This window comes from Streptomyces sp. NPDC044002, from assembly GCF_056434525.1.
The window spans coordinates 230,972-251,395 of record NZ_JBWKEZ010000001.1; the positions used below are offsets into that span (position 1 = coordinate 230,972).

The following is a 20,424-nucleotide window of genomic DNA, read 5'->3' on the forward strand; positions in this document are numbered from 1 at the left end:
GTCCCGCCCTTCGGGCCCAGCCGCCGGCCACGCGGCACGGCCACGCGGCACGGCTACGGGGCGGGGCCCGGTCGGGCACCACCCGGAAACGGTCGCGCACTGGGCTCCCCGGGCTCGGGCACAAATCTAGATGCGCGACTTCCGCACCGAGTGCCATGCCGCCCCGGCCAGAGCCTCAGCCGACCGGAACACCGAGAGCTGTTCGTGCCGGCGGTACAGGGCCCAGTTGTACGAGACGAGCGACAGCTTGTTCGACGAGAGCGACCCGGCCCGCTGAGACCGGTACACGGCCAAGGGTTCCCGCAGAGCCCGGGCGGGGGTCCCGTCCCGCATGATCGACAACCAGAGCGCGTAGTCCTGCCTCTTAGGCATGTCCGGCATCAGCTTCGCCCCGACCACCCTGCGGTCGTACATGGCGGTCAGGGCGCCGATGTGGTCCTGGACCAGCATCGCGCTGTAGCTCACGCGCTTCGGCGCCCACACGACACGCCCGTTCGGGACGAAGCCGGCGGCCTCGCCCTCGTACAGGGCGTCGACCTTGTAATAGGAGGTGAACGTGAGGGGCGTCCCGGCCGTCGTGGCGAAGGCGAGCTGCTTCTCCAGCTTCGTCGGGAGCCACATGTCATCGCTGTCGAGAAACGCGATGTAGTCACCCCGGGCCCGCGCGATGGCCAGGTTCCGGGCCCTGGCCGCGCCCCCCTGCCGGGCCGCCGCCTCCGGCAGAACCCGCTCGTCCTGCCGGGCCAGCTCTCGCAGCAGATCCATCGAGTCGTCCGAGGACGCGTCGTCGGTGATCAGCAGTTCGAGATCGGTGTGGGTCTGCGCCAGCACCGACCGAACTGAGGGCCCGAGCGTGGCCGCCGAATTGTGTACCGGCATCACCACAGAAACCAGGGGCACAGCGGTGCTCCTTACCCAGACTGGAGTCGTCGTGGAATTGTTGTCGCCGGCCAAGGCTACGTGGGACTGCCGCTCGCCGTGCGCGCCGCCGAGGTGGGCCATCGCGTCGTCGGCCACGACGTGGACCCACACAGCATTGAGCGGCTCACCGCCGGCGATTCGTACGTGGAGGACGTGGCCTCCTCCCGGCTCCGCGCGGTCCTGGACACCGGGGCCTACTCCGCGACTGCCGACGAGCCCTGTTGGCCGGCTTCGACAACGCGGTGATCACCGTGCCGACCCCGCTGCGGGACGGCGTGCCCGACCTTGACCTACATCGAGTCCTGCGCCCGGACCCTGGGCGAGCACCTTCGCACCTCCTCGCCCTCGAGACAGGCCTTCACTCCTTCCCGTACGTCCAGGAGGAGTGAAGGCCGGGGAGGTCGGTTCAGCCCTTCAGCAGCTCGTCGCGCACCGGAATCCAGGCCAATGCGGACCGGATGCCTTCCTCCAGGGACAGCTTCGGCGTCCAACCCAGGAGCTCGGCTGCCCGGTCGCTCTTGGTGTAGCCGCCGGCGACGTCACCGGGCCGAGGATCGGTGTCGATCGTCTCCAGCGGCGTGGAGACGACGTTGTTGAACGCCGTGCACAGCTCGCGCACGGTGGCGCCGGAGCCGGTGCCCAAGTTGATGGCGATCGACCGCTTTTTCCCCGTCAGGATGGAGTCAAAGCGTTCGATCGCGGCGATGTGTGCCGCGGCGAGGTCCCACACGTGCACGTAGTCCCGGATACCCGTGCCGTCCCGCGTCGGGTAGTTCGTACCGGTCACCGGGAACGCGCGGCCCTCTTGGTGCGCCTGGATAAGCACCCCCAGTGCGTGGCTGGGCCGCTTCAACTGGAGACCGGTACGCAGCTCGGGGTCGGCCCCGACCGGGTTGAAGTACCGCAGCGACAGCACGCGCGGCCCTGCCACGGCGATGTCCGCGAACATCTCCTCGCACACGGCCTTCGTCCGTGCGTAGGGGCTCTGCGGCGCCAGCGGCGAGTCCTCGTTGACGGGCGAGCCGTCCTCGGCCTGGTAGATCGAGGCGGAGGAACTGAAGATGATGCGGTCACAGCCGTTGCGGTGCAGGTGATCGATGAAGGACAGGCTCTTGGCCACGTTCGCGTCGTAGTAGCCGATCGGGTCCGCGACGGACTCGGGAACCACGATCAAGGCTGCGCAGTGCACCACTGCAGAAATCTCTGGGTGCTCCGCGAAGATCCGGTTGACGAGCGCGCCGTCGGCGATGTCGCCCTCGTAGAAGGTGCGGCCCTTGGTGAACTCGTGTCGGCCCCGAACGAGGTTGTCGAGGATCAAGGGGGTGATACCCGCATCCACGCAGGCCGAGGCTACGGTGCTGCCGATGTAGCCGGCTCCTCCGGCAATGAGGACGGTTGTCACGGTGATCTCTTCCTGGTCGATTCGGTCCCGTAGGCAACCGGCACTCAAGCCAGCTGAGACCGGGCAGCGCCATTCCGGGTCGTGTGGCGGACGGCTGGACGCCTGCTGGCGGTGGTTCTGGGGACCTGCCGCGCAGCAGGCAGGGGCATCAGCTGGTCATGGCGGTGGGCGCCGGGACGGGGATTCCGGTGAGGTGCTGGGCTCGGCGGGCCAAGTGCGGGGCGAGGTCGGGGTGGGCGCCGCGGCCGGTGACTTGGAGAAGCTGGGCCAGTGCGACGAGTTCGCCGAGGCGTCCCTCGGGAGTGTCTAGGACGTGGGCGAACTCGCTGCGGATGCGAGCGGCCGTGGCGGGCTTGGTGAGGGTGTAGGCGTGGAGGAGGCCTACGTCGTAGCCGCTGGGGAGCAGGCCCCACCCTTCCCAGTCGAGGATCACGAGAGGTTCGGGTGTGAGGTTGCCCCAGTGCAGGTCCCCGTGGCCCGTGGTCCAGGAGCCGATCGTGGGGGCGGGGGTGCCTAGGAAGCGGGTGAAGTTGCGGTCGATCCATTGCTGCCGTACGGCCTGTCGGTCGGTTGGCACCGTCGCAGTGGCGGTGAGTGCGGTGCGAAGGTCTCCCCACCAGGAGCGGGGCAGGTCGACGTCGTGCGTCAGGACGGGTCCGCCCGCTTGGATCGCTGGCTGGGCGATGTACTCGGACCGTTCGGCTCGGTAGGCGCTGGTGCCGTCGGTCCACTCGGTGACGTCGTGCAGGCGAGGCCGGGGAACGGATCGAGGCAGGGCGGAGTCTGCGGCGGCAGTGCCGTCCCACAGGCGCCCGTCGCGTTTGTCAGCAGGAGCGCTGACCAGCCGCAACCACCACCGGCCGGCCCGGCGGCCCAGGGTGCGGCCCTGCCATCCCCACGCCTCCGGCCCGGACGCCGTCACCGAGAAGGCCTGCGCAGCCTGCCTGTGTGCCCGCCTCATCCGCTGCCGGTCGGACTTCTCGGCCGGCGGCGCGAATACCGCCTCCTGTGCTTCCGGTTCGGTCATGCGGGTCGTCCGAGGAGACGTGCTGCCCCGGCGCCCAGCAGTTGTCGTCCTGCGCGCTGCCCGACAGCATGGGCTGACGTCGCGGGGCCGGACGCACATGCCCGCAGAGGGTTGCCGCCGGCCGGGTCGAGAACAGCCGCGTGCACGGTGATGACTCCCGACGTCGCGTCGAGGGTGGCGTGGGCTGAGGCGGCCGTCAGGCACCCGCCGTGCAGAGTGGCGAGCGCGGCCCGCTCGGCGTCGAGCATGATCCGGGTGGGGGCATGGGTGAGGGGAGCGAGCAGCTCTCCGGTGGCAGGGTCGCTGGCTCGGTGCTCGACGATCACGGTCCCTGCGCCGGCCGCGGGCAGCCACACGGCGGGGTCGAGGATCTCGGAGGCCCGGTGCTCATGGCCGAGGCGACGCAGGCCGGCCAGAGCGGCGATCATCACGTCCGCGCCGAGCGCTCCCGCGTCGAGTGCGCGCAGCCGACTGTCGGCGTTGCCGCGGATCGGTACCTGTACGAGCGTCGGGTGGAGGGCTTTGAGGAGGGCTGCCCGGCGGGGTGCGCTGGTCCCGACCCGGGTGCCGGGCGGCAGTTCGGCGAGCGTGGCCGCGGGATGGCCGGTGGGGAAGACGAGGGCGTCGCGTGTGTCTTCGCGGGGCAGGACCGCGGCGATGACGATGCCGGGGGAGCGGTCGTGTGGTCCGGGTACGTCCTTGGCGCACGCGATGGTGGCCTGGACGTGTCCGTCGAGGAGGTATCGGTCGGCGTTGCGGGTGAAGGCGCCCTTGCCGCCGATCGCCGAGAGCGGGCCACGGTGCCTGTCGCCCTCGGAGATGATTTCGACGATGTCGAGGACCGCCTCGGGGTACCGGGTCCGGAAGGCGTTGGCGAAGCGCCCGGTCTGTTCGAGGGCCATGGGGCTGGGCCGGGTACCCAGCCGGACGGTGGTGAGGTCGGTGGCGCTGGTCATCAGGGTCGGACTCCATCGGCGGTTACGAGGCGGGAGGGCAGAAGATGGGTGAGGGCGGCCTGGAGGACCGCGTCCGCTGTCAGGGTGCTGGTGTCGATGACGTGGTCGTCGGCGTGCATCCACGCCGCTGCGGCAGCGGTGTAGTCCGCTGCCCGGCGCCGCCGGTAGGCGCGTACGGCCTCGCTCCGGGCGTCGTCTCCCGGGTACTCCTCACTCGCGTCGATCCGGGCTCCCAGCCCGTCCGGATTGACATGGAGGACGAGATGGACGAGCCCGGGCGACAAGAGCAAAGGTGTGAACGCCTCGGTGGCGTACGCGGGATTGAGCACGGTCATGGGCACGATGACGTGACCGCCAGTGTGCTCGGCGATCTCGCCGATGTAGGCCGCGGTCAGGCGCCGCCAGGCCGGGTAGTCCTGATAGTCGCGGAGCCTGCCGCGGTGCCCGTTGAAGGTTCGGCGCAGCAGGCCGCCGATCTCCTCCGGGTCGACCACCACCGAACCAGGCAGCGCCTGGTGCAGACCGGCTGCCAGGGTGCTCTTCCCGCTGCCGAAGGCCCCGTTGATCCAGATGATCACTGCTCGTCGGACCTCCCTTGTGTCGTGTTCCGTACAACGGCGGGGTCGGCGGCCGCGTCACGGTCCGGCCAGCCGATCACGATGCGGCAGTCGCTCTTCTCCACGACGTCCCCGGCGGGCAGCGCGGAGTCGGCGGTGCCTGCGGGCATCACCGTCAACCGGGGCGTGGCCCGGCCCCGCAGTTCCCGGTCCCAGGTGCGGACTGCCGCGGCGATGGTGTCCGCGGCGGTCTTGCCGTCCGGTCCGAAGCCCTGTACCCCGAACTCCCACGTGGACGTGCCGTTGGCCTCGTCGTGCTCACGTCGTTCCGTCATCAGGCAGGCCAGTGAGCGGCCGAGGATGATGGCTTCGGCGCCTGACCTTTTCGGCAGTCGCACCGGGCCCTGACGGTCCGGATCGCCCTCCATCCGGCAGAAGCCGCCCAGTGAGGTGGCTAGCCACAGCTGTAGGTCTTCGAGCGACTCGCCGCCGCGCACCGTCACCCCGGTCCACAGCTCCAGCCCGCCTGCGGCGAGGGCGCGGTCCAGGCCGTGGAGCGGGGCAGGCGGAGTGTCTTCCCAGCGGATCCCGTAGCCGGTGTCCCCGATGACGGTCGGGGTGTCGTCCCAACGGCCGGCGCCCTGCATGGGGACGAACCCGCACGGGCTGATTTCCGTGGAGACCAGCATTGAGTCCTTCTTGCGAAGCCCGGCGGCTCGGGTGAAGCCGCCGATCCGCAGCGGCACAACCAAGTGCCTGCCTTCGGCGAGCTGGCTGGTCCAGCGCCAGGGCAGGTCGTTTGAGGCGACCGTGACGATGATGGCGTCGAAGCCGTTCTCCGGGATCAGATGCCCGGGGGCTCCGTGGGTGCCGTCGCCGAGGACGAGCCGGACCCGGTCCGCGTACCCGGTCTCGGCCAGGAAGCGCTCCGTGCGGGCGTGTACGTAGGGGTCGATCTCCACGCACACCACCGACCCGGATGGGCCGACGAGTTCGGCGATGAGGGACGCGTTGTAGCCGCCGCCTCCGATCTCCAGGACGTTGTCGCCCGGTCGGAGGTGGGCCCGGCGCAGCATGGCCGCCTGCATCTCGGGCTGGGACACCGAACTCGTCGACCGCCCAGTGCTGTCGAATACGGTGGCCACCGCCTCGTTGACGTACGCCTGGGCGAGCGGCTGTTCGGGCAGGAAGGCGTGCCGGGGCACGTTCGTGAACGCCCGCCGCAGCTCAGGGGTGTCGGTCCACCCGGCTTCTGTGAGGTCCCGGACCAACTGCTCGCGGAGACGGACGGCCGTGGCCGGTTCTGTGAACGTCAGCGGCAGGTCTCCGGAGGGCCTCGGCGTGTGGTGCGCGGGCGGGACGTCGGGCAGCAGGCCCGGCCACACCACGTTCAGGGCTTGAGCGGAAGCCGTGAACAGCGGCTGCGGCAGCCTCCGCACGGCGAAGGGGGTATGCCACTCCCACCGGGTGATCAACTCGGGCTCCCGGACGGTCGGCTCGCCGGTGTAGTCGGTGATGCGGGCGATCTCGGTGACCCGGGTGAATCCGTGGGCGGCGTCGCACAACGTGCCCAGCAGGAGAACGGACTCCGGCCGAGCATGCAGGCCTGCCTCCTCGGCGAGTTCGCGTACCGCGGTGGCCTCGAACGCCTCGCCCGGCTCCACCTTGCCCGCGGGCAGTTCCCACACGGCGCGGGAGGGGTTCCAGCCTAGGAGGACCTGCCCGTGCTCGTTGGTGACGACGACCGCGACACCGGCCATGGCGGCCGGCTTCGGTGCCCGCTTCTCGTTGTAGGCGACTGGGTCAGTCTTGGGCCCGCGCAGCAGCAGGACGGTGGTGTCGCCGGCCTCGACGCGCTCGGTGTGTTGCCAACTGTCGGCGAGGAGGTCGATCTCGGCATCGTCAAGGCAGATTCCGCGCAGCTCCTCCGGGTGCCGGTCGGCGTGTGGGGTGATCACGCACAGCGTGCCGTCCTCGTCGAGCAGGGCGGCGAGTTCGGCGACCGTGCGGGTGCGGTCGGGCAGGTGAGCCAGGGCCCGGCGCATGGTGATGAGCCGATAGCCGCTACCGGCCGGGAGGAGGGAGGAGAGGTCCCCGCCGGTGATGTCGATCTGGTGGCAGATAACCCCCTCCGAGGCCAACTCGGTGGCGCGCTCGACGGCGGAGCGGGCCCAGTCAACGGCGTCGACCCGGTACCCGGCCGTGGCGAGGAAGCGGGCGAGTTCGCCGGTCCCGCAGGCCACGTCCAAGGCGCGGGCCCCTTGGGCGTCCTCCGGCAGGGCCAGGTGCTCGGTGAGGACCGTCTTCTCGGTGTCGGTCAGCGGGCTGAAGTCCCGGCCGCCTTCGTAGTGGGCGTGCCAGGCCAGCGCGGTGTGCGTGGTGCTCATAGCGGTACGTGCTCCCAATTCGGCAGGGTTGCTCAGGACAGATCGGAGGGTTGCTGGGAGGCGGGCCCGTAGAGGGCGGTCGGCTGGCCGGTCATCAGGGCCCAGTACCGGTCGCCGAAGGACCAGTGCCACCACTCGGTGCCGTAGTTGACGAGCCCTGCGGCTGTGAGGGCATGGCTTAGGGTCGCGCGGTGCAGGCGGGCCCGGTGGGAGAGGCCGTCGGCGAGCGTGTAGCAGGCACCCGCGCTCTCCTCCGGGCTGGCATTGACCCGGGTGCCCATGTCCAGCTCGGTGCCGTCCGCATCGACAAGGGTCAGGTCCACGGCGGCGCCGGCGCTGTGCGGGGCGATCTCCGGTGGCGACACGTACCGGCTCGCCTGCGCCCGCAGCTCCTCCACGGACCAGCCCGGATTGGCCGCACGCAGCTCGGCCTCGTACTCCTCGAAGTACCGCTGCTGCAGCACGGGCGGCCGGAACCCCTCTACGACGAGCAGACGCAGGCCATCGGGCAGCAGCACCTGGGCATTCAGCAGCCGGTCCAGGACGCCGGAACGGAGCTGCGCGAAGGCGTACGCGGGATCGGAGCGGCGGTCATCCAGGAGGAGTTCTCCGCCGGCGCGGACGTCGGCGAGGGGGTCGCCGTTGTCAGTCACGGGGATCGCAGCGACCCGCGGGTCGGACATCAGCACGATGCTCATCTAGACCTCCCAGTCCCAGGTGTCGAAGTACGCCGGGATCCCGGCGCGGCGGGCGGCCATCACGGCCTCGAGCCGTGCGTGGTCGCGGCGCGGCATCAGGTCCTGCCACTCGGGCACGGTCAGGGCGCGGACCTGGTCGTGCTCGTCCGGGTCCAGCATGATCCCGGCGAGCTGGCCGGAGGAAAGCCGGCCGCCGTCGAAGACGAACCCGACGGAGGCGAGTGGCCAATCCTTGCCCGGCAGGCCGAACACCGTGGCCAGGAGCTGCGGCGGTCCCGCCACGTGGAGTCCGGTCTCCTCCCGGCACTCACGCACGGCGGTCTCCCAGGGGCGCTCGCCGGCCTCGGCGACGCCGCCCGGCCACTGCCACGGGTGGACGCTGGAGTACGTAGCGCGCAGCTGGACGGGCCGGTCCTCCTCATCGGTGAAGAACACCGCTCCGAATACCGTCGCCTTCGGCAGCGTCGCGGCGAACTCCTCCGGAGGAAGCCACTTCCTGCTCACGATGTGCTCTCTTCTGCGGGGAAGCGGGTCATGCGCATGAGCGCGGGGTCGGCTGCGAAGCCAAGTCCCTCGTACAGCGCGGCGGACCCGGCGCTGGCGTACAGCTCGTAGAGGGTGACTCCATCGCGCTCCAGGTGGTCGAGGAGGGCGGCCAGCGCGGCCCGGGCGTGGCCGCGGCGCCGGTGGGCGGGGTCGGTGGCTACCGCGTGGATCCGCACGGCCAGCCCCTTGGGGTACTTCGGGGCCGGCAGGACGGCGTGGACCAGGCCGAGGGCGCAGGTCGCGAGCCCGCCGCCGGGCGCGTCGATGACGTAGGCGCGGGCGTCACCGCCGTCCCGGAGGCGTAGGGCCAGCTGCTCGGCGCACGTGGCCAGCCACAGTTCGTCGAGGGGTTCGCTGAGGATGTTTTCCGACCGCAATCGGGCGATCTCCGCGGCATCCGCCGGGGCGGCGAGGCGAGGTTCAGGCACGGGGTTTCCCTTCTCGAAGGGGCAGGTGGGGACCACGGGTTACGGGCGGTGGGTGGCGTGGAGGCGGCGCAGGGTTCGGTGGCCGCGTTCGGTCACCTCCGGGTCGTCGTAGCTGGTGCCGTAGGCGATGCCGGAGACGGCGTCGAAGGCGGCCTCGCAGTCCAGCCGCAGCTCCTCGACGGGCGTGAGAGCTCTGCCGTAGCCGTCGAGGAACGCGGCGCGCAGGTCCGGTCGGCCGGTCCAGGTGTCGCTCAGGCGCACCAGGTCCCGCGTCACCGTTCCGTACTCGGACCGCTCGAAGTCGAACAGGAGCACTTCGCCTTCGTCGGCGAGGAGGACGTTGCGGTACTGCAGGTCACCGTGGGTGGGCACGAGCACGGGCTTCGGCAGGTCCGCGTACGTGCCGGCTAGGGCGAGCACCAGGTCCTCGTCTCCTTCGGCCAGGTACGGCCGGGCACCTTTCAGGTGGCGCTTGATCTTGTCGGCGGCCGTCGCGGACTCGGCGGGCCGCTCGGGAGCGCTGCTGTGAAGGATGCGGAGGAGACGGCCCAGATCATGCTGGACCCGTGCCTCGTCGGCAGGGGTGAGGGCCATGCCGTGCAGCGGACGTCCGGCCAGCGCGCTGACGACGGCGGCCTGCGCCGCGGGGTCGGCCGCGATGAGCCGGGGAGCCCAGTGACCGAGCACAGGCACCCACGACTGATACGCGGAGACTTCCCTCTCATGGAACTTCCGCCCGCGGTGCCGCTTGAGATACCAGGTGCCACCCCCCGCCCCGGTGAGCCGCCACACCCGGCTGCCGGTGCGCACCCAGGACACCTCCGTCGCCTCCGCGATCCGGCCGACGGCCTTCTCGGCGAACACGCGCAACCGGTAGGGCAGTTGCACCGCACCGGTCGGCGGGCCGGGTAGGAGGCGGGTGCGGTCGGGGCCCTGCGCGCTGTGTTCGATGGTGTCGCCCGGCTGTTGGAAGTGCATGGCGGCGGGCAGGCCCGCGCGGTAGGCATCCAGGCCGGCCCGGCAGTACGCCACCATCGGCTCAGGGAGGGCGTCCAGCGAGTACCAGTCCATGCCGTCGCAGCGGTCTGGCTCCATGACCTGGGGCTCTCCGCTCCACTGCCGAACCTCGAAGAACACCCCGATCCGCGAGCGGGATCCCGTAGGCGGGTGGTGGTGAACGGTGACCGCCACGGCCACGTCCTCAGCCGCGATGAGCACGCCCGTTTCCTCACGGGCCTCGCGGATGACCGCCGCCACCATGTCCTCGCCGGGGTCGAGGTGTCCGGACGGGAGATGCCACAAGCCGGACGCGTAGACCGGTCCGGCCCGGCGCGACAGCAGCACCTCCGGGGCGTTCCCGCTGTCGCGGCGCAGGACGAGGTGGACGTCTACCGGCACGGTGTGCCGGTCCCCGCCGCTCACCGCGACGCCCCGGGGCGCCGGGCGAGCAGGACGGTGAACATGCCCTCCTCGTTCAGGACTCCGTCTTTGGCGTGTTCGTGGAGGAGAGCCTGGGCCTGCTCTTCGAATCGTGCGTGGTCGGTGAACAGGTCGGGGCGGGCGAAGCTGGTGGACCGCAGATAGCCCAGGGCGTCGTGGGGAGTCCAGGCGCGGGTGAAGGGGATGCGGTGCTCGGTGATGTCGCTGAACGTGGAGTCGGCCAGGTCGTCTTCGTAGCGGCGGCCGGGCTCGCGGTAGGTGCCGGTGGTGCCGGCGCGGCGGTCCTCTCCGAGGTGGGACTGGATCAGGCCCGTGAGCGCGGCCGTCCACTCAGCAGGGTGGGTCCACAGGCTGCCGTCCCCCATGACCGCGACGGCGGCCTGCGGCGCCGCCACCTGGCCGGCCATGGCCAGCACCGCGGGGCGGTCCATCCAGTGGAAGGCCCGGCAGCAGGTGATCAGATCGGCTTGGTAAGCGGGCTGGGTGGGGGCGAACTCTTCTGCCGGGATGACGTGCACCGTGGCGGTGCGCCCGTCCAGGTGCGGTTGGAGCTCGTCGAGCGCGGTGCGGAGCATGTCCTGCTCCTGGTCCACGAGGTCCAGGTGGGCGGTGGGAGGCAAGGCGGGGAGCATGGAGAGGGCGACCTGTCCGGTGCCGGCGCCGAGGTCCAGCAGCGTGGGCGCATTCACCCCGACCAGTTCCTGGACCAGAAGCTGGACGACCTCGTTGGGCAGCCTGGGGCGGTAACGGGCGTAGTGGTAGTCGAGCGAGTCGAACAGGGTCACGTGTATCCGATCGCGTGGTGCGGGCGTGAACGGTGTCTCAGGGCTGTGGCGTTCAGCTGTGGGAGCGGTCGCGGGTGTCGGGGACCTGGGGCAGCCAGGGCACGGCGGTCTCGCGGAAGCTCTGGTTGACCGGAACCAGGTCAGGCGGGTTGCCCAGCGCGGAGAAGGTGACCGCGATGCTGGTGGCCCCGTCGTCGAGGGCGCAGACCTGGCTGCCACAGCTCGGGCAGAAGCCACGCTTGGAGTCCGGCCACGTGTAGTGCCACGACGGCTCGCCGCCGCACCATGCCAGGCTGTCGAGCGGGAAGGACACCCACGACATCATCGGTGCCCCTGACAGCCTCTGGCAGTCCCGGCAACTGCAGGTGTGGGGGTAGTCAGGCTCTCCGACGACCGTGAACTGGATCTTGCCGCACTGGCAGGCGCCGGACCGGGGCGTGATGACGGCGGGAGTGGGCGAGGTCATGGGGTGGTCTCCTTCGGTGACAGGCTGGGTTCGGGTGCTTGCGACGGGACGGTTGTCGCCGGATTCGGGGCGGCGGACAGTGGCCAGGACAACTCGGTCGGCCCGGTTCCGGCACTGACCCACTGGGTTCCGTCCGGTTCGAGGTGCAGCTGGTAGGCGGACGGGGATCCGGCTGCCTGCCAGCGGGTGGCGGTATCCTGGATCTCCGCCCAGATGTCGCGGGGCCCGCAGACCGTGACCGTCCAGGCTTCCGCGCTGTCCGGGTGGGCGGTGACCCAAGAGCCGCAGTCGGGCGCACCGATGACCAGGTGGTCGGCGGCCCAGTTCCGTACGAGGCCGGAATGCAGGTGGTCCAGGGCCAGCCACATCCCCCGCGCCTCGTCCGAAGGCGGACCCGTGCGGGTGGTGTGGGTGCTCCCGCCATCCGCGGCATCGATTCGTTCCCGGAAGCGGGCGTTGAGGAAGATCTGACCCCAGCCGTGGCCGGCACGGTGCCCGAGCTTCACCGCCTCCAGGCGAATCCGCGTCCGTCCGGCGGCGGTCTTGGTGATGACGGCCAGGCCCGGCCAGGACGGCGAAGACGTCGACAGGCTCGCCAGCGCGAGCCCGTCGGCGGCCAGCTGCTGCGGCCAGGCATCCGGCACCCGGGTGACGGCGTACGACACGAAGATCCGGTCGTAGTCGGCCCCTGGAAGCCAGCCGTCCTGCCCGTCCCCCGTCACTACCGTCGGCCGGTGACCGAGCTCAGCCAGCCCCTCGCGGGCGGCGGCGGTGACGTGCGCATCCCGGTCCACGGTGACCACCCCGGCATCCCCAGCGATCAGGCACGCCACGGCCGCGGTCACCCCCGCGCCGGTCCCGATGTCCAGGACCCGCTGACCCGGACGCAGGTCGAGATGCTGGAGGCGGGCGACGGTCATGCCGACCGTGCTGGACATCGCCGTCATCGACCCGCCCGACCGCGGGCCCGGCACCCTGCCCAGAATCGGCTCCCCGTCGTGCTGGATCAGCACGCTCTCCCCGCCGTACAGCAGCCCGAGCAACTCCTCCCGGTCCGCAGGCACGCCCCAGTCGAGCATGTCCCAGCGCGGCGGAGTCTCGTCCGGCTTGCTGCGCCGCACGTACGCCTGCGGCATCAGCACCTCCCGCCGCACAGCCAGGAAGGCGTCACGGACCGGGCCCGGCCGGAGGTGGCCAGCGGATTCCAGCCCGGCGACCATCTCCGCCCGCGCGGTCTCCGTTCTCTCGTCGGGGGCGGTTTCGGTTCGGGCGGGCGACACGAGGGGATCGAGCACGTACGGCTCCTTACCTTTGGTCAGGGACGGCGGGCGGGGTGCTGGGCGGTCAGAGCCAGCCGAGTTCGGTGTAGGGACGTCCGGCCCGGATGCCTTCGATCGCGGCCCGGGTGTAGGGGACGATCGGCTCGGGGAGGGCATCGGCGGGCCACCAGCCCCAGGAGACGCACCGGTCCGGCTCCCGGACCTCCGGCGTCCCCGTCCACCGCCGCGCACGGAAGACGAACCCGATACGGGGCTGCGCGCCGGGCTTGTCCACCATGTGCACCACGTGTGCCAGCTCGACGTCCCGCGGTTCGATCAGCAGGCCGGCCTCCTCCTTCGCCTCCCGCACCAGACAGGCCACGGCGGATTCCTGCTCGCAGTGCCCGGCCAGGAAATGATGGGTGCCGCCGGCGTACGCGGAGGCGGGGTGCCGCAGGCCGAGCAGCACCTGGCCGTCGCGCTCCAGATAGAGGTGGACGCCGACGATGTGCGGAACGCTGGGGCTACCGGCCTTCGGCTCGAGGGCTTCAGGGCGGGAGGCCACCGCCTTGCTGCAAGCCGAGTGCTCGGCGTGCTGGCGTACGAGATCCAGGGTGGAGGGGCTCAGCCGGAGGCGGGGCATGGCGTCGGGGTGGAACCAGGCGAGCATCACGCCCTCGGTGAGCGTTAGGCCTGCCGGGTCGCCGTTCCACCGAGCGGTGAAGATCTGGAGCGGTACGGTCAGGCCATCGGTGCCGGTGGCGAGCTCGACGGCGAAGGGCTCCAGGACGCCCGGCTCGAGTCCGGCTTCCTCGCGCAGTTCGCGGCGGATGGTGTCTTCGAGCGAGGTGTCGTCCGGCTCGCGGCCTCCGCCGAGCAGGGACCAGGCTCCCGGTTCCCAGATGCCGGGAAGGTCATCGCGCAGGTGGAGCAGGTATCGGCCGTGCCCGTCGTGGATCAAGGCCGAGGCGTTGACCGGCTCGATGCGGCCGTCGAGCCCGGAGGCGCAGAGCTTCGCCCGCAGCGTCGGGGACGTGACCTGGTCGAAGGCGAGCCATGCGGCGGCCGAGACCTCCTCGCGCTGCACCGAGATCTCCGCGTCGTCGTGGGCGAGCATGAGGACGAAGCGGAAATCGTAGTGCTGGTGCGCGCCTTCGGCCTTGGACGGGTTGGCGTCGATGTCGTGGACGTCGATGTCGAAGGGCAGGCCGCTGTACGCGGCGGTGGCGCAGAGGGCGCCGGGCGGGATGCCGGCCTCCTCGTGGACCTCGCGCAGCGCCGCCTCTAGAAGCGAACGGTCGTCGGCCTCGACGTGTCCGCCGGGTGCCAGCAGCTTGCCGGTGGCGTTGTGCCGGATGTGCAGGACGCGGCGGTGGCTGTTGACCACGACCGCGCTGCACGTCACGTGCCCGGGCAGGGTGGAGCGGCTCGTGAGGTCCCCGCCGCCGTCCAATGCCTGCAACAGGGGTGCCAGCAGCGGCGCTTCGGCCGGGTGTCGTTCCAGATAGGCGGTGACGAGATCGTGGATGTGCGAGCGGGTGGGCGGCAAGAGGGCCTCACAGTTCGGAGAGAAGGCGGAGGGAAGGAGTCGGCGACGCTCACGGGTGCGGGTCTGCTCCGGCGGCGTCGGCGGGCGGGCGGTCACGGCCGACGAGGGCGGAGTCGCCGGAGGGCGGAGCGGGCACCGGCATCGCGGTCTGGCGGCTGACAGGAGAGCGCCACAACACGGCCACCGGCAAGACCAGCACCACCGTCCCGATGACCAGCGCGGTGCGCGCCCCGTACGTGGTGGCCACAGCACCGCCGGCCAGGGCCGCGAATGGCTTGCTCCCCGAGACCAGCCAGGTCGAGGTCTGCTGTGCCCGCGCCTGCAACCCGGGCGGGCAGATCTGCTGGCGCACCGACCTCTGGGTGGTACCCGCCACCGCTGCGGCTGCGAGTTGGAGACCTCCGGCCGCGGCGAGGACCGCCAGCCAGACGGGGCCGGGCCCGGCGATCAACAGGGGCACGCCCGCCACGGGGCATGTCGCGAATCCGGCGAGCAGGGTGGGGCCGGGGCCGAAGCGGGCCACGATTCGCGGGGCCACCAGAGCGCCGGCGAGCGCGCCCATGCCAGAGACGCCCATCACGACGCCCAACCCGGTCGGACCCGCCTCCAGGGTGGTCAGCAGGTAGTACGCGAACAGCGCGCCGGTGACACCGACGCCCACACCGGTCAGGGTCAGTGCGAGGACGAGGTCCCTCACCAGCGGAGTCCGCGCGGTGTAGGCGAGGCCCTCCCAGATCTCCCCGGTGAACCGCCGCCTGGGCCTTCCCTCGGTCGGCACCGGCCGGCCGGGCTCCGGAATCCGGGCCGCGCACCAGGCGGACACCAGATACGACAGGGCATCCAGCCAGAAGGCCTTGGCCGCGCCGACGACGGCGACGACCAGGGTGCCCAGGTACGTTCCGGCGGTGTCCGAGGCCCCGAACGCGGCCCCGACCTTGGCATTGGCCCGGTGCAGCAGGGCGGGTTCGACCAGCTGCGGAACGATGGCGATGGCCGCCGCCTGGTGCAGCACGCTCACCGCCCCCAGGACCAGCGCGACCCCGTACAGCACGGGCATCGACAGCACCCCTGCCAGCGCCGCCACGGGGACCACTGTGACGACGGCGGCGCCGACCAGATCGGTGCCCACCAGCAGGGCCCGCTTGGTGTACCGGTCGACGACGCCGCCGGCCGGGAGGGCGAGTAGGAAGGTGGGCAGGTGGGCCAGGGAGGCGAGCAGGGCGGCCTGCCCTGCCGTCGCGTCCAGTTCGAGGACGGCGAGCGCGGGAAGGGCAACCAGGTGCACCGATGTCCCCACCAGCCCGGCGGACTCCCCGCTCAGGTACAGCCTGAACCCCGGCCCGAGCGCGGGCGCTTTACCGCCAGCAGGAGGCCGGGCGCCGGGCAGCGTCACCACAGTCTGGCCTCCGTCAGCAGTCGGCCTGCCGGCACCAGCTCTGGGGTGGGTCGGCCGGTGAGCAGGTCGTCAGGAACCGGGACGTGCGCATTCAGACGGAGTGCCTCCCGCCAGGCCAAGACCTCCTGCCACTGCGCGCGGGCCCGAGCCAGCCCCGTCCCGGCCCGCCCGGACACGGTCTCGGGCAGGTCCTCCAGGCGGCGCCCGCCGGCAAGGAGCTGCCTGGCGGTCACCGGACCGACGCCGGTGACGCCGGGGATGCTGTCGGACGCGTCCCCGGTCAGCGCCCGGAAGTCCGGCCACTGCACCGGATGGACACCGAAGCGGTCGGCCACGTCCGCAGCCGTCACCAGCTGACGCCTGGCAGGAAGCTGGGTGTTGAGGACCCGCACTCGCTGCCCGTCCAGCAGTCCGTACAGGTCACGGTCACCGGAGAACACGATCACTTCCCGGCCGGTGACGACGGCGAGCTTGGCCAGGGTGGCGAGGACGTCATCCCCTTCGCAGCCGGGCGTCTCCAGCCACCGCACCCCGGCCGCGTCCAGGGCCTGCTTGACCGCGGGCAGGTGGACGACAGGGCTGTGGTCGGCGCCTGCCCGGGTTGCCTTGTAGCCAGGCACGTTCTCAGCGCGGTCGGCAGCGCCGTCCTCGGCGTCGAAGACGACGAACATCTCCTGGCCCGGACAGTGCTCGCGGTGGGCCTTGCGCAGCAGGGAGACGAACCCGAACAGGCCGGTCAGGTCCTCCCCGCTGGGCGCGGTCACCCTCCGGGGAAACCCGAAGTGGGCCCGGTAGAGGAGATGATGGCCATCCACGAGCATTAGCGAAGCCCCAGGCTCGGTGGAGCCTGGAGGCGCCCCGGCCTGTCGGTCGGCATGCGACCGCGTCGCGTGGGATCCCGCCACCAGGCGGGCGTTCACCCCGCCATCCTCGGCTGCGGTGGCTGCGGTGGCTGCGGTCATGCGTGGCCCTCGGTGCGCAGGGCGTCGTGGTCGCCGGCGGACTGGGTGGGGATCGTGGCATCGAAGGCGGCGGCCTGGACGAGGTAGGCGTCGCGGAAGTCCCCGGTGCCCGTGGCCGTGTCCATCAGTTCCTCGAACGTGCCGGACTCGGCGACCCGGCCGTCCTTGAGGACGTGGATGAGGTCCGCATGACGCACGGAATGGAGACGATGGGTGATGAGCACGATCGTCTGGCCGGTGGTCGCGGCCAGGGCCCTGATCTGGTCGAAGACCCGCTGCTCCGCGACGGCGTCGAGGGCGCTGGTGGGTTCGTCCACGATCAGGATCTCGGCCCGCCTGTACTTGGCGCGCGCGATGCCGACGCGCTGCCACTGCCCGCCGGAGATCTGGTGGCCACCGCGGTAGCCGCGGGCCAGAAGCGTGCCGAGCCCGCGCGGCAGGTCGTCGAGGACCTGGTCGGCTCCGGAGAAGCCGGCGGCCTCCTCGACCGCTCGATCATCGATGGCCTGGCCGGGCTGGCCGATGCCGACGTTCACCCGGAACGTGAACGGCCAGTGGTAGAAGTCCTGCGACATCAACGCGACGCGGCCGAAGACCTGGTCGCGGTCGGCGGTGCGGGCGTCGATGTCGTCCCACCAGATCGTGCCGCTCCCTTCGTCCGGCAGGTACAGGCCGGCTAGCAGCCTGACCAGCGTGGACTTGCCAGAGCCGTTCTCACCCACCAGCGCAATGATCTTCCCTGTCGGGAACGACAAGCTCACCTCGCGCAGCGTCGGTTCCGGTTCGTCGCCGCTGCTTCCACTGCCGGGGTAGGTGAAGGAAACCTTCTCGAACCGGACTTCCCGCAGCTGCTCGGGTAACGCCCGCCCGCCCACGGGGATCGCCCGGGTCTTGGCCTCCCGGCACAGCCGCTCGAAGTCGGCCACGAACAGCGACTCCTGGTGCAGCTCGGTGATCTGCAGCACGAGCGTGTCCAGGCTGGCGGCGCCGGTGCGGATGGCGAGGACGGCCGTGCCCGCGACGGCGAGGTCCATGGCCCCGCCCCACAGCAGGGCGCCCAGGGCCCCGTACGTGAGGAGGGTGGCGATGCCGCCGGCGCCGTCGGCGACGAGTCCGATCCGCGCCGCCCGGCGGGCCAGCCGGGTCTGCTCGCGTTCGCTGGTCTCGGCCATCGTTCGGAAGTGGCCCAGCAGGAACGGCCCGACTCCGTGGACGCGGACTTCCGCCGCCGCTTCCTTCTGGGTCAGCAGCTGGCCGAGCAGGTGCCCGGCCCGGGCGTGCTGCACGAAGGCGTGGAAGGAGATGTACTTCTGGCGGGAGATCATCAGCGAACTCCACGCGCTCGGCAGAGTCATCAGGACCAGCAGGGGCAGCAGCAACGGATGCAGGACGGTCAGCACGCCGGCCGCGGCGATCAACGACACGGCCGCGTTCAGGGTGTTGGTGCAGTAGCGGATCATGCGTCGGGCGGAGTCCGCCCCGTACCGGGCCGCATCCAGGAGCCGGTGGAACTCGTCGTCCTCGATCGCCGCGAGTTCCGTACGGTGCACAAGCCCCAGGTACTGCTCGGTCGCCACCCGCTGCACCTTCGGCTCCAGCGCTCCGGTGGCCGCCGTCGAGGCCGAGCGCAGCAGGGAGCCGAGGAACGCCGTGAGGGCCACGACCGTAAGCGCGGGTACGGCCTGGGTAAGGCGTTGGTTGGTGCTGCCGCTCGCGAGGATGTGGCCGAGCACGCTGTTGACCGCGACCAGGCCGACCGCCTGGGCGATTCCGCGGCCGGCCTCGGAGGTCAGGACCAGGCGCAGGGCCCGGGGATCGGCCAGGTGGGCGAGCCGCAGTCCGGTCCCGACCAGCCGGGGCAGCTGCCTCGCCATCGTCCAGAGCCCGAGCTTGAGCCTGGCGCCCTCGTGCCGGTCCCATCCGATGTCGTAGGCGAGCTCGCCGCCGAAGAGGAGCCGCTCGGAATCCGACACCCCCGCGGCGCTGGATCCGGCCGTCGAGTCCTTGCTCACGCAGCCCTCCCGGCATCCGGTCGTGAGTCGCGGCCGCCGAAGGAGCGGGCGTCAACACGGCGCCCACACGCCGGGCGCGGGTACGGGACGGGCCTGAGATGTTCGAATACAGCGGGGGCTTCGAGGTGGTTCGGCTGCGGATTCACAGGGACCTCCGGATGGGCGCACGGCTGGTACTGGTGCTCTAAGAACGGCTCCCGATCGGGTGCGTCACGGCCGAATCGGGGGCGAATAGTGAACGAATGTTCTGGTCCGGCTGGGTGGGCTTGGCGCGTCTGTGCTGGCGGCGTTGAAACTCGCTCGAACAGGCTGTGTCACTCGGGCGGGGGATTGTGGGCTTCAGTACGGCCGCCGGGCTCGTGCGTGTCCGTGGGGCTGGCAGGCTGGGCTCCGACACCGGAGACGGATCAGGAAGCCGACAGGCTGTCGCGGATCACGCGGTCGCTCCGCTGAAGTGCTGCGTCCAGGGTGCGACGGAGTTGAACGGGAATGGCGCCAGAGCCCAGGGCGCAGGCCTCGACGAGGTCACGGCAGGCCGCAAGTTGCGTCGGAGGGGCCAGTTTGGTGAACAGAGGGTCGGCCAGCGCTTCCCGTGCGGCGAAGCCGTCGCGAGCGTCGGTGATGTGGCGGTGCAGCTGGTTGGTGATGCGCTGGGCGGCCGGGCTTGCAGGGGAGGCGATGGTGGCCAGGGCTGTGAGGCGGAGTCTGGTGTCGAAGACCGTCATGCCCTGCTCGACGGGGACGGCGAGGACCGCGGCCTCGAGTTCGTTCTCCTGAGCGTGGCCCAGGCCGTCGGAGGCCCGGTGGCACAGCGCGTGCAGGCAGGCGGTGACGGCGTGCTCCCACGGGTCGCCGGCGGCGGTCTCGGCGATGAGTTCGGCGGCGTGGCTGATGTCGCCGCTGGTGAGGGCGGCGACGACGGCGATCTGTCGGCCGTCGAACATCCGCTTGCCGATGCCCTGGTGTTCGCGTGTGTGTGCGAGGGCTTCAGCCCACCGGCCGGCTCCTGTGAGGGTGCGTGAGCCGTCGGCGAGGAGGACACGCCACAGCCACGCTCGGACTTCTTGCCGGTCGGCTTCGGTCTGCACGAGGTCGGCGGGGACGTGCACGTCGTCGAATCGGTCGGCGGTGCCGTTGCTGACGGCTTGGGAGAGGCGCAGGAAACGGTCGAGGCCGTCGTCGGGGTGCCCGGCGCGGATCTGGAGGCGTGCGAGGTTGACGACCGGTTCGAGGGCCCGGATCGCGGTCATGGCGGGGAGCGGGGTGGCGTGCAGGTAGGCGTCGGCGTGCTGGTGGCACATCTGGCGGGCGAGGTCGGAAAGGCCGACATCGGAGGCGATGAGGGCGGCCTGGTTGTAGACGGCCGAAGCGAGGCCCTGGTCCGTTCCGGCGGCGGCGGAATCGGCGAGCGTCACGAGGGTCTGGACGCGGTTGGGAAGGGGAAGGCAGGCGGGCCGGAAGCGTGAAACGAGGGGGAAGCGTCGGGCTAACTGGCCGTGTGGGTCCATGAAGTTCTCCGAGGGGTTGGCCAGCCGTGGGGGGGGGGGGGGGGGGGGGGGGGGGGGGGGGGGGGAGGGGGGGGGGGGGGGGGGGGGGGGGGGGGGGGGGGGGGGGGGGGGGGGGGAGAGGTAAA

Annotated in this window: 19 protein-coding genes; 1 reads left to right on the top strand and 18 read right to left on the bottom strand. The window is 71.3% G+C overall.

All coding sequences use genetic code 11. The features are described 5' to 3' along the window. Window positions 1–126: 126 nt before the first annotated feature. On the bottom strand, window positions 127–900 hold the full coding sequence (locus tag AC07A6_RS01105; protein ID WP_478775549.1) for a glycosyltransferase family 2 protein: 774 nt from the start codon (window positions 898–900) through the stop codon (window positions 127–129). A gap of 93 nt (window positions 901–993) precedes the next feature. Here AC07A6_RS01105 and AC07A6_RS01110 point away from each other — a divergent pair, with 93 nt between their 5' ends. Beyond that, the gene (locus tag AC07A6_RS01110; protein WP_478775631.1) at window positions 994–1,167 is read left to right on the top strand and encodes a hypothetical protein; all 174 of its coding nucleotides are present in this window, start codon (window positions 994–996) and stop codon (window positions 1,165–1,167) included. Window positions 1,168–1,327: 160 nt separating this feature from the next. Here the strand turns inward: AC07A6_RS01110 and galE are convergent, their stop codons facing one another. The 17 genes from galE to AC07A6_RS01195 form a co-directional block, all read right to left on the bottom strand. Then, entirely contained in the window at window positions 1,328–2,323 is a 996-nt protein-coding gene (gene galE, locus AC07A6_RS01115) for a UDP-glucose 4-epimerase GalE (protein WP_478775550.1), read from the bottom strand. A 148-nt stretch (window positions 2,324–2,471) separates the two neighbouring features. Then, window positions 2,472–3,350, bottom strand: a complete 879-nt coding sequence (locus tag AC07A6_RS01120; protein ID WP_478775551.1) for a hypothetical protein — start codon at window positions 3,348–3,350, stop codon at window positions 2,472–2,474. Then, entirely contained in the window at window positions 3,347–4,306 is a 960-nt protein-coding gene (gene hemC, locus AC07A6_RS01125) for a hydroxymethylbilane synthase (RefSeq protein ID WP_478775552.1), read from the bottom strand. Before hemC ends, AC07A6_RS01120 begins: the two co-directional genes overlap by 4 nt. Further along, window positions 4,306–4,884 (bottom strand): AAA family ATPase, encoded by a 579-nt coding sequence (locus AC07A6_RS01130; RefSeq protein ID WP_478775553.1) that lies wholly within the window; start codon window positions 4,882–4,884, stop codon window positions 4,306–4,308. Before AC07A6_RS01130 ends, hemC begins: the two co-directional genes overlap by 1 nt. After that, window positions 4,881–7,250 (bottom strand): methyltransferase, FxLD system, encoded by a 2,370-nt coding sequence (gene fxlM / locus AC07A6_RS01135; RefSeq protein ID WP_478775554.1) that lies wholly within the window; start codon window positions 7,248–7,250, stop codon window positions 4,881–4,883. Before fxlM ends, AC07A6_RS01130 begins: the two co-directional genes overlap by 4 nt. Window positions 7,251–7,282: 32 nt before the next feature. Continuing rightward, window positions 7,283–7,948 (bottom strand): M15 family metallopeptidase, encoded by a 666-nt coding sequence (locus tag AC07A6_RS01140; RefSeq protein WP_400749534.1) that lies wholly within the window; start codon window positions 7,946–7,948, stop codon window positions 7,283–7,285. Further along, a complete protein-coding gene (locus AC07A6_RS01145; RefSeq protein ID WP_478775555.1) occupies window positions 7,949–8,452 on the bottom strand; it encodes an NUDIX domain-containing protein in 504 nt (167 codons plus the stop codon). Then, the gene (locus tag AC07A6_RS01150; RefSeq protein WP_478775556.1) at window positions 8,449–8,922 is read right to left on the bottom strand and encodes a GNAT family N-acetyltransferase; all 474 of its coding nucleotides are present in this window, start codon (window positions 8,920–8,922) and stop codon (window positions 8,449–8,451) included. Before AC07A6_RS01150 ends, AC07A6_RS01145 begins: the two co-directional genes overlap by 4 nt. Before the next feature lie 39 nt (window positions 8,923–8,961). Then, window positions 8,962–10,320, bottom strand: a complete 1,359-nt coding sequence (locus tag AC07A6_RS01155) for an NUDIX domain-containing protein (RefSeq protein WP_478775557.1) — start codon at window positions 10,318–10,320, stop codon at window positions 8,962–8,964. A 20-nt stretch (window positions 10,321–10,340) separates the two neighbouring features. Further along, window positions 10,341–11,147, bottom strand: a complete 807-nt coding sequence (locus tag AC07A6_RS01160; protein WP_478775558.1) for a class I SAM-dependent methyltransferase — start codon at window positions 11,145–11,147, stop codon at window positions 10,341–10,343. 52 nt (window positions 11,148–11,199) lie between these two features. Continuing rightward, window positions 11,200–11,613: a GFA family protein gene (locus AC07A6_RS01165; protein WP_478775559.1), complete on the bottom strand. Its 414-nt coding sequence runs from the start codon at window positions 11,611–11,613 to the stop codon at window positions 11,200–11,202. Further along, the gene (locus tag AC07A6_RS01170; RefSeq protein ID WP_478775560.1) at window positions 11,610–12,908 is read right to left on the bottom strand and encodes a protein-L-isoaspartate O-methyltransferase family protein; all 1,299 of its coding nucleotides are present in this window, start codon (window positions 12,906–12,908) and stop codon (window positions 11,610–11,612) included. Before AC07A6_RS01170 ends, AC07A6_RS01165 begins: the two co-directional genes overlap by 4 nt. 49 nt (window positions 12,909–12,957) lie before the next feature. After that, window positions 12,958–14,421, bottom strand: a complete 1,464-nt coding sequence (locus AC07A6_RS01175; RefSeq protein WP_478775561.1) for an NUDIX domain-containing protein — start codon at window positions 14,419–14,421, stop codon at window positions 12,958–12,960. 49 nt (window positions 14,422–14,470) lie between these two features. Further along, a complete protein-coding gene (locus tag AC07A6_RS01180) occupies window positions 14,471–15,817 on the bottom strand; it encodes an MFS transporter (RefSeq protein ID WP_478775562.1) in 1,347 nt (448 codons plus the stop codon). After that, window positions 15,811–16,779, bottom strand: a complete 969-nt coding sequence (locus AC07A6_RS01185; protein WP_478775563.1) for a 5'-3' exonuclease — start codon at window positions 16,777–16,779, stop codon at window positions 15,811–15,813. The genes AC07A6_RS01180 and AC07A6_RS01185 overlap by 7 nt, the downstream gene beginning before the upstream one ends. Then, the gene (locus AC07A6_RS01190; protein WP_478775632.1) at window positions 16,776–18,653 is read right to left on the bottom strand and encodes an ABC transporter ATP-binding protein; all 1,878 of its coding nucleotides are present in this window, start codon (window positions 18,651–18,653) and stop codon (window positions 16,776–16,778) included. Before AC07A6_RS01190 ends, AC07A6_RS01185 begins: the two co-directional genes overlap by 4 nt. A 545-nt stretch (window positions 18,654–19,198) precedes the next feature. Next, the gene (locus tag AC07A6_RS01195; protein WP_478775564.1) at window positions 19,199–20,299 is read right to left on the bottom strand and encodes a hypothetical protein; all 1,101 of its coding nucleotides are present in this window, start codon (window positions 20,297–20,299) and stop codon (window positions 19,199–19,201) included. Between the last annotated feature and the right edge of the window lie 125 nt (window positions 20,300–20,424).

Excerpts from the sequence above, each read along its gene's own strand:
- AC07A6_RS01195 (WP_478775564.1), bottom strand. The coding sequence starts at position 20,299 with ATGGACCCACACGGCCAGTTAGCCCGACGCTTCCCCCTCGTTTCACGC.
- fxlM (WP_478775554.1), bottom strand. The coding sequence starts at position 7,250 with ATGAGCACCACGCACACCGCGCTGGCCTGGCACGCCCACTACGAAGGC.
- AC07A6_RS01185 (WP_478775563.1), bottom strand. The coding sequence starts at position 16,779 with ATGACCGCAGCCACCGCAGCCACCGCAGCCGAGGATGGCGGGGTGAAC.
- AC07A6_RS01190 (WP_478775632.1), bottom strand. The coding sequence starts at position 18,653 with ATGGCGAGGCAGCTGCCCCGGCTGGTCGGGACCGGACTGCGGCTCGCC.
- AC07A6_RS01140 (WP_400749534.1), bottom strand. The coding sequence starts at position 7,948 with ATGAGCATCGTGCTGATGTCCGACCCGCGGGTCGCTGCGATCCCCGTG.
- AC07A6_RS01165 (WP_478775559.1), bottom strand. The coding sequence starts at position 11,613 with ATGACCTCGCCCACTCCCGCCGTCATCACGCCCCGGTCCGGCGCCTGC.
- AC07A6_RS01120 (WP_478775551.1), bottom strand. The coding sequence starts at position 3,350 with ATGACCGAACCGGAAGCACAGGAGGCGGTATTCGCGCCGCCGGCCGAG.
- hemC (WP_478775552.1), bottom strand. The coding sequence starts at position 4,306 with ATGACCAGCGCCACCGACCTCACCACCGTCCGGCTGGGTACCCGGCCC.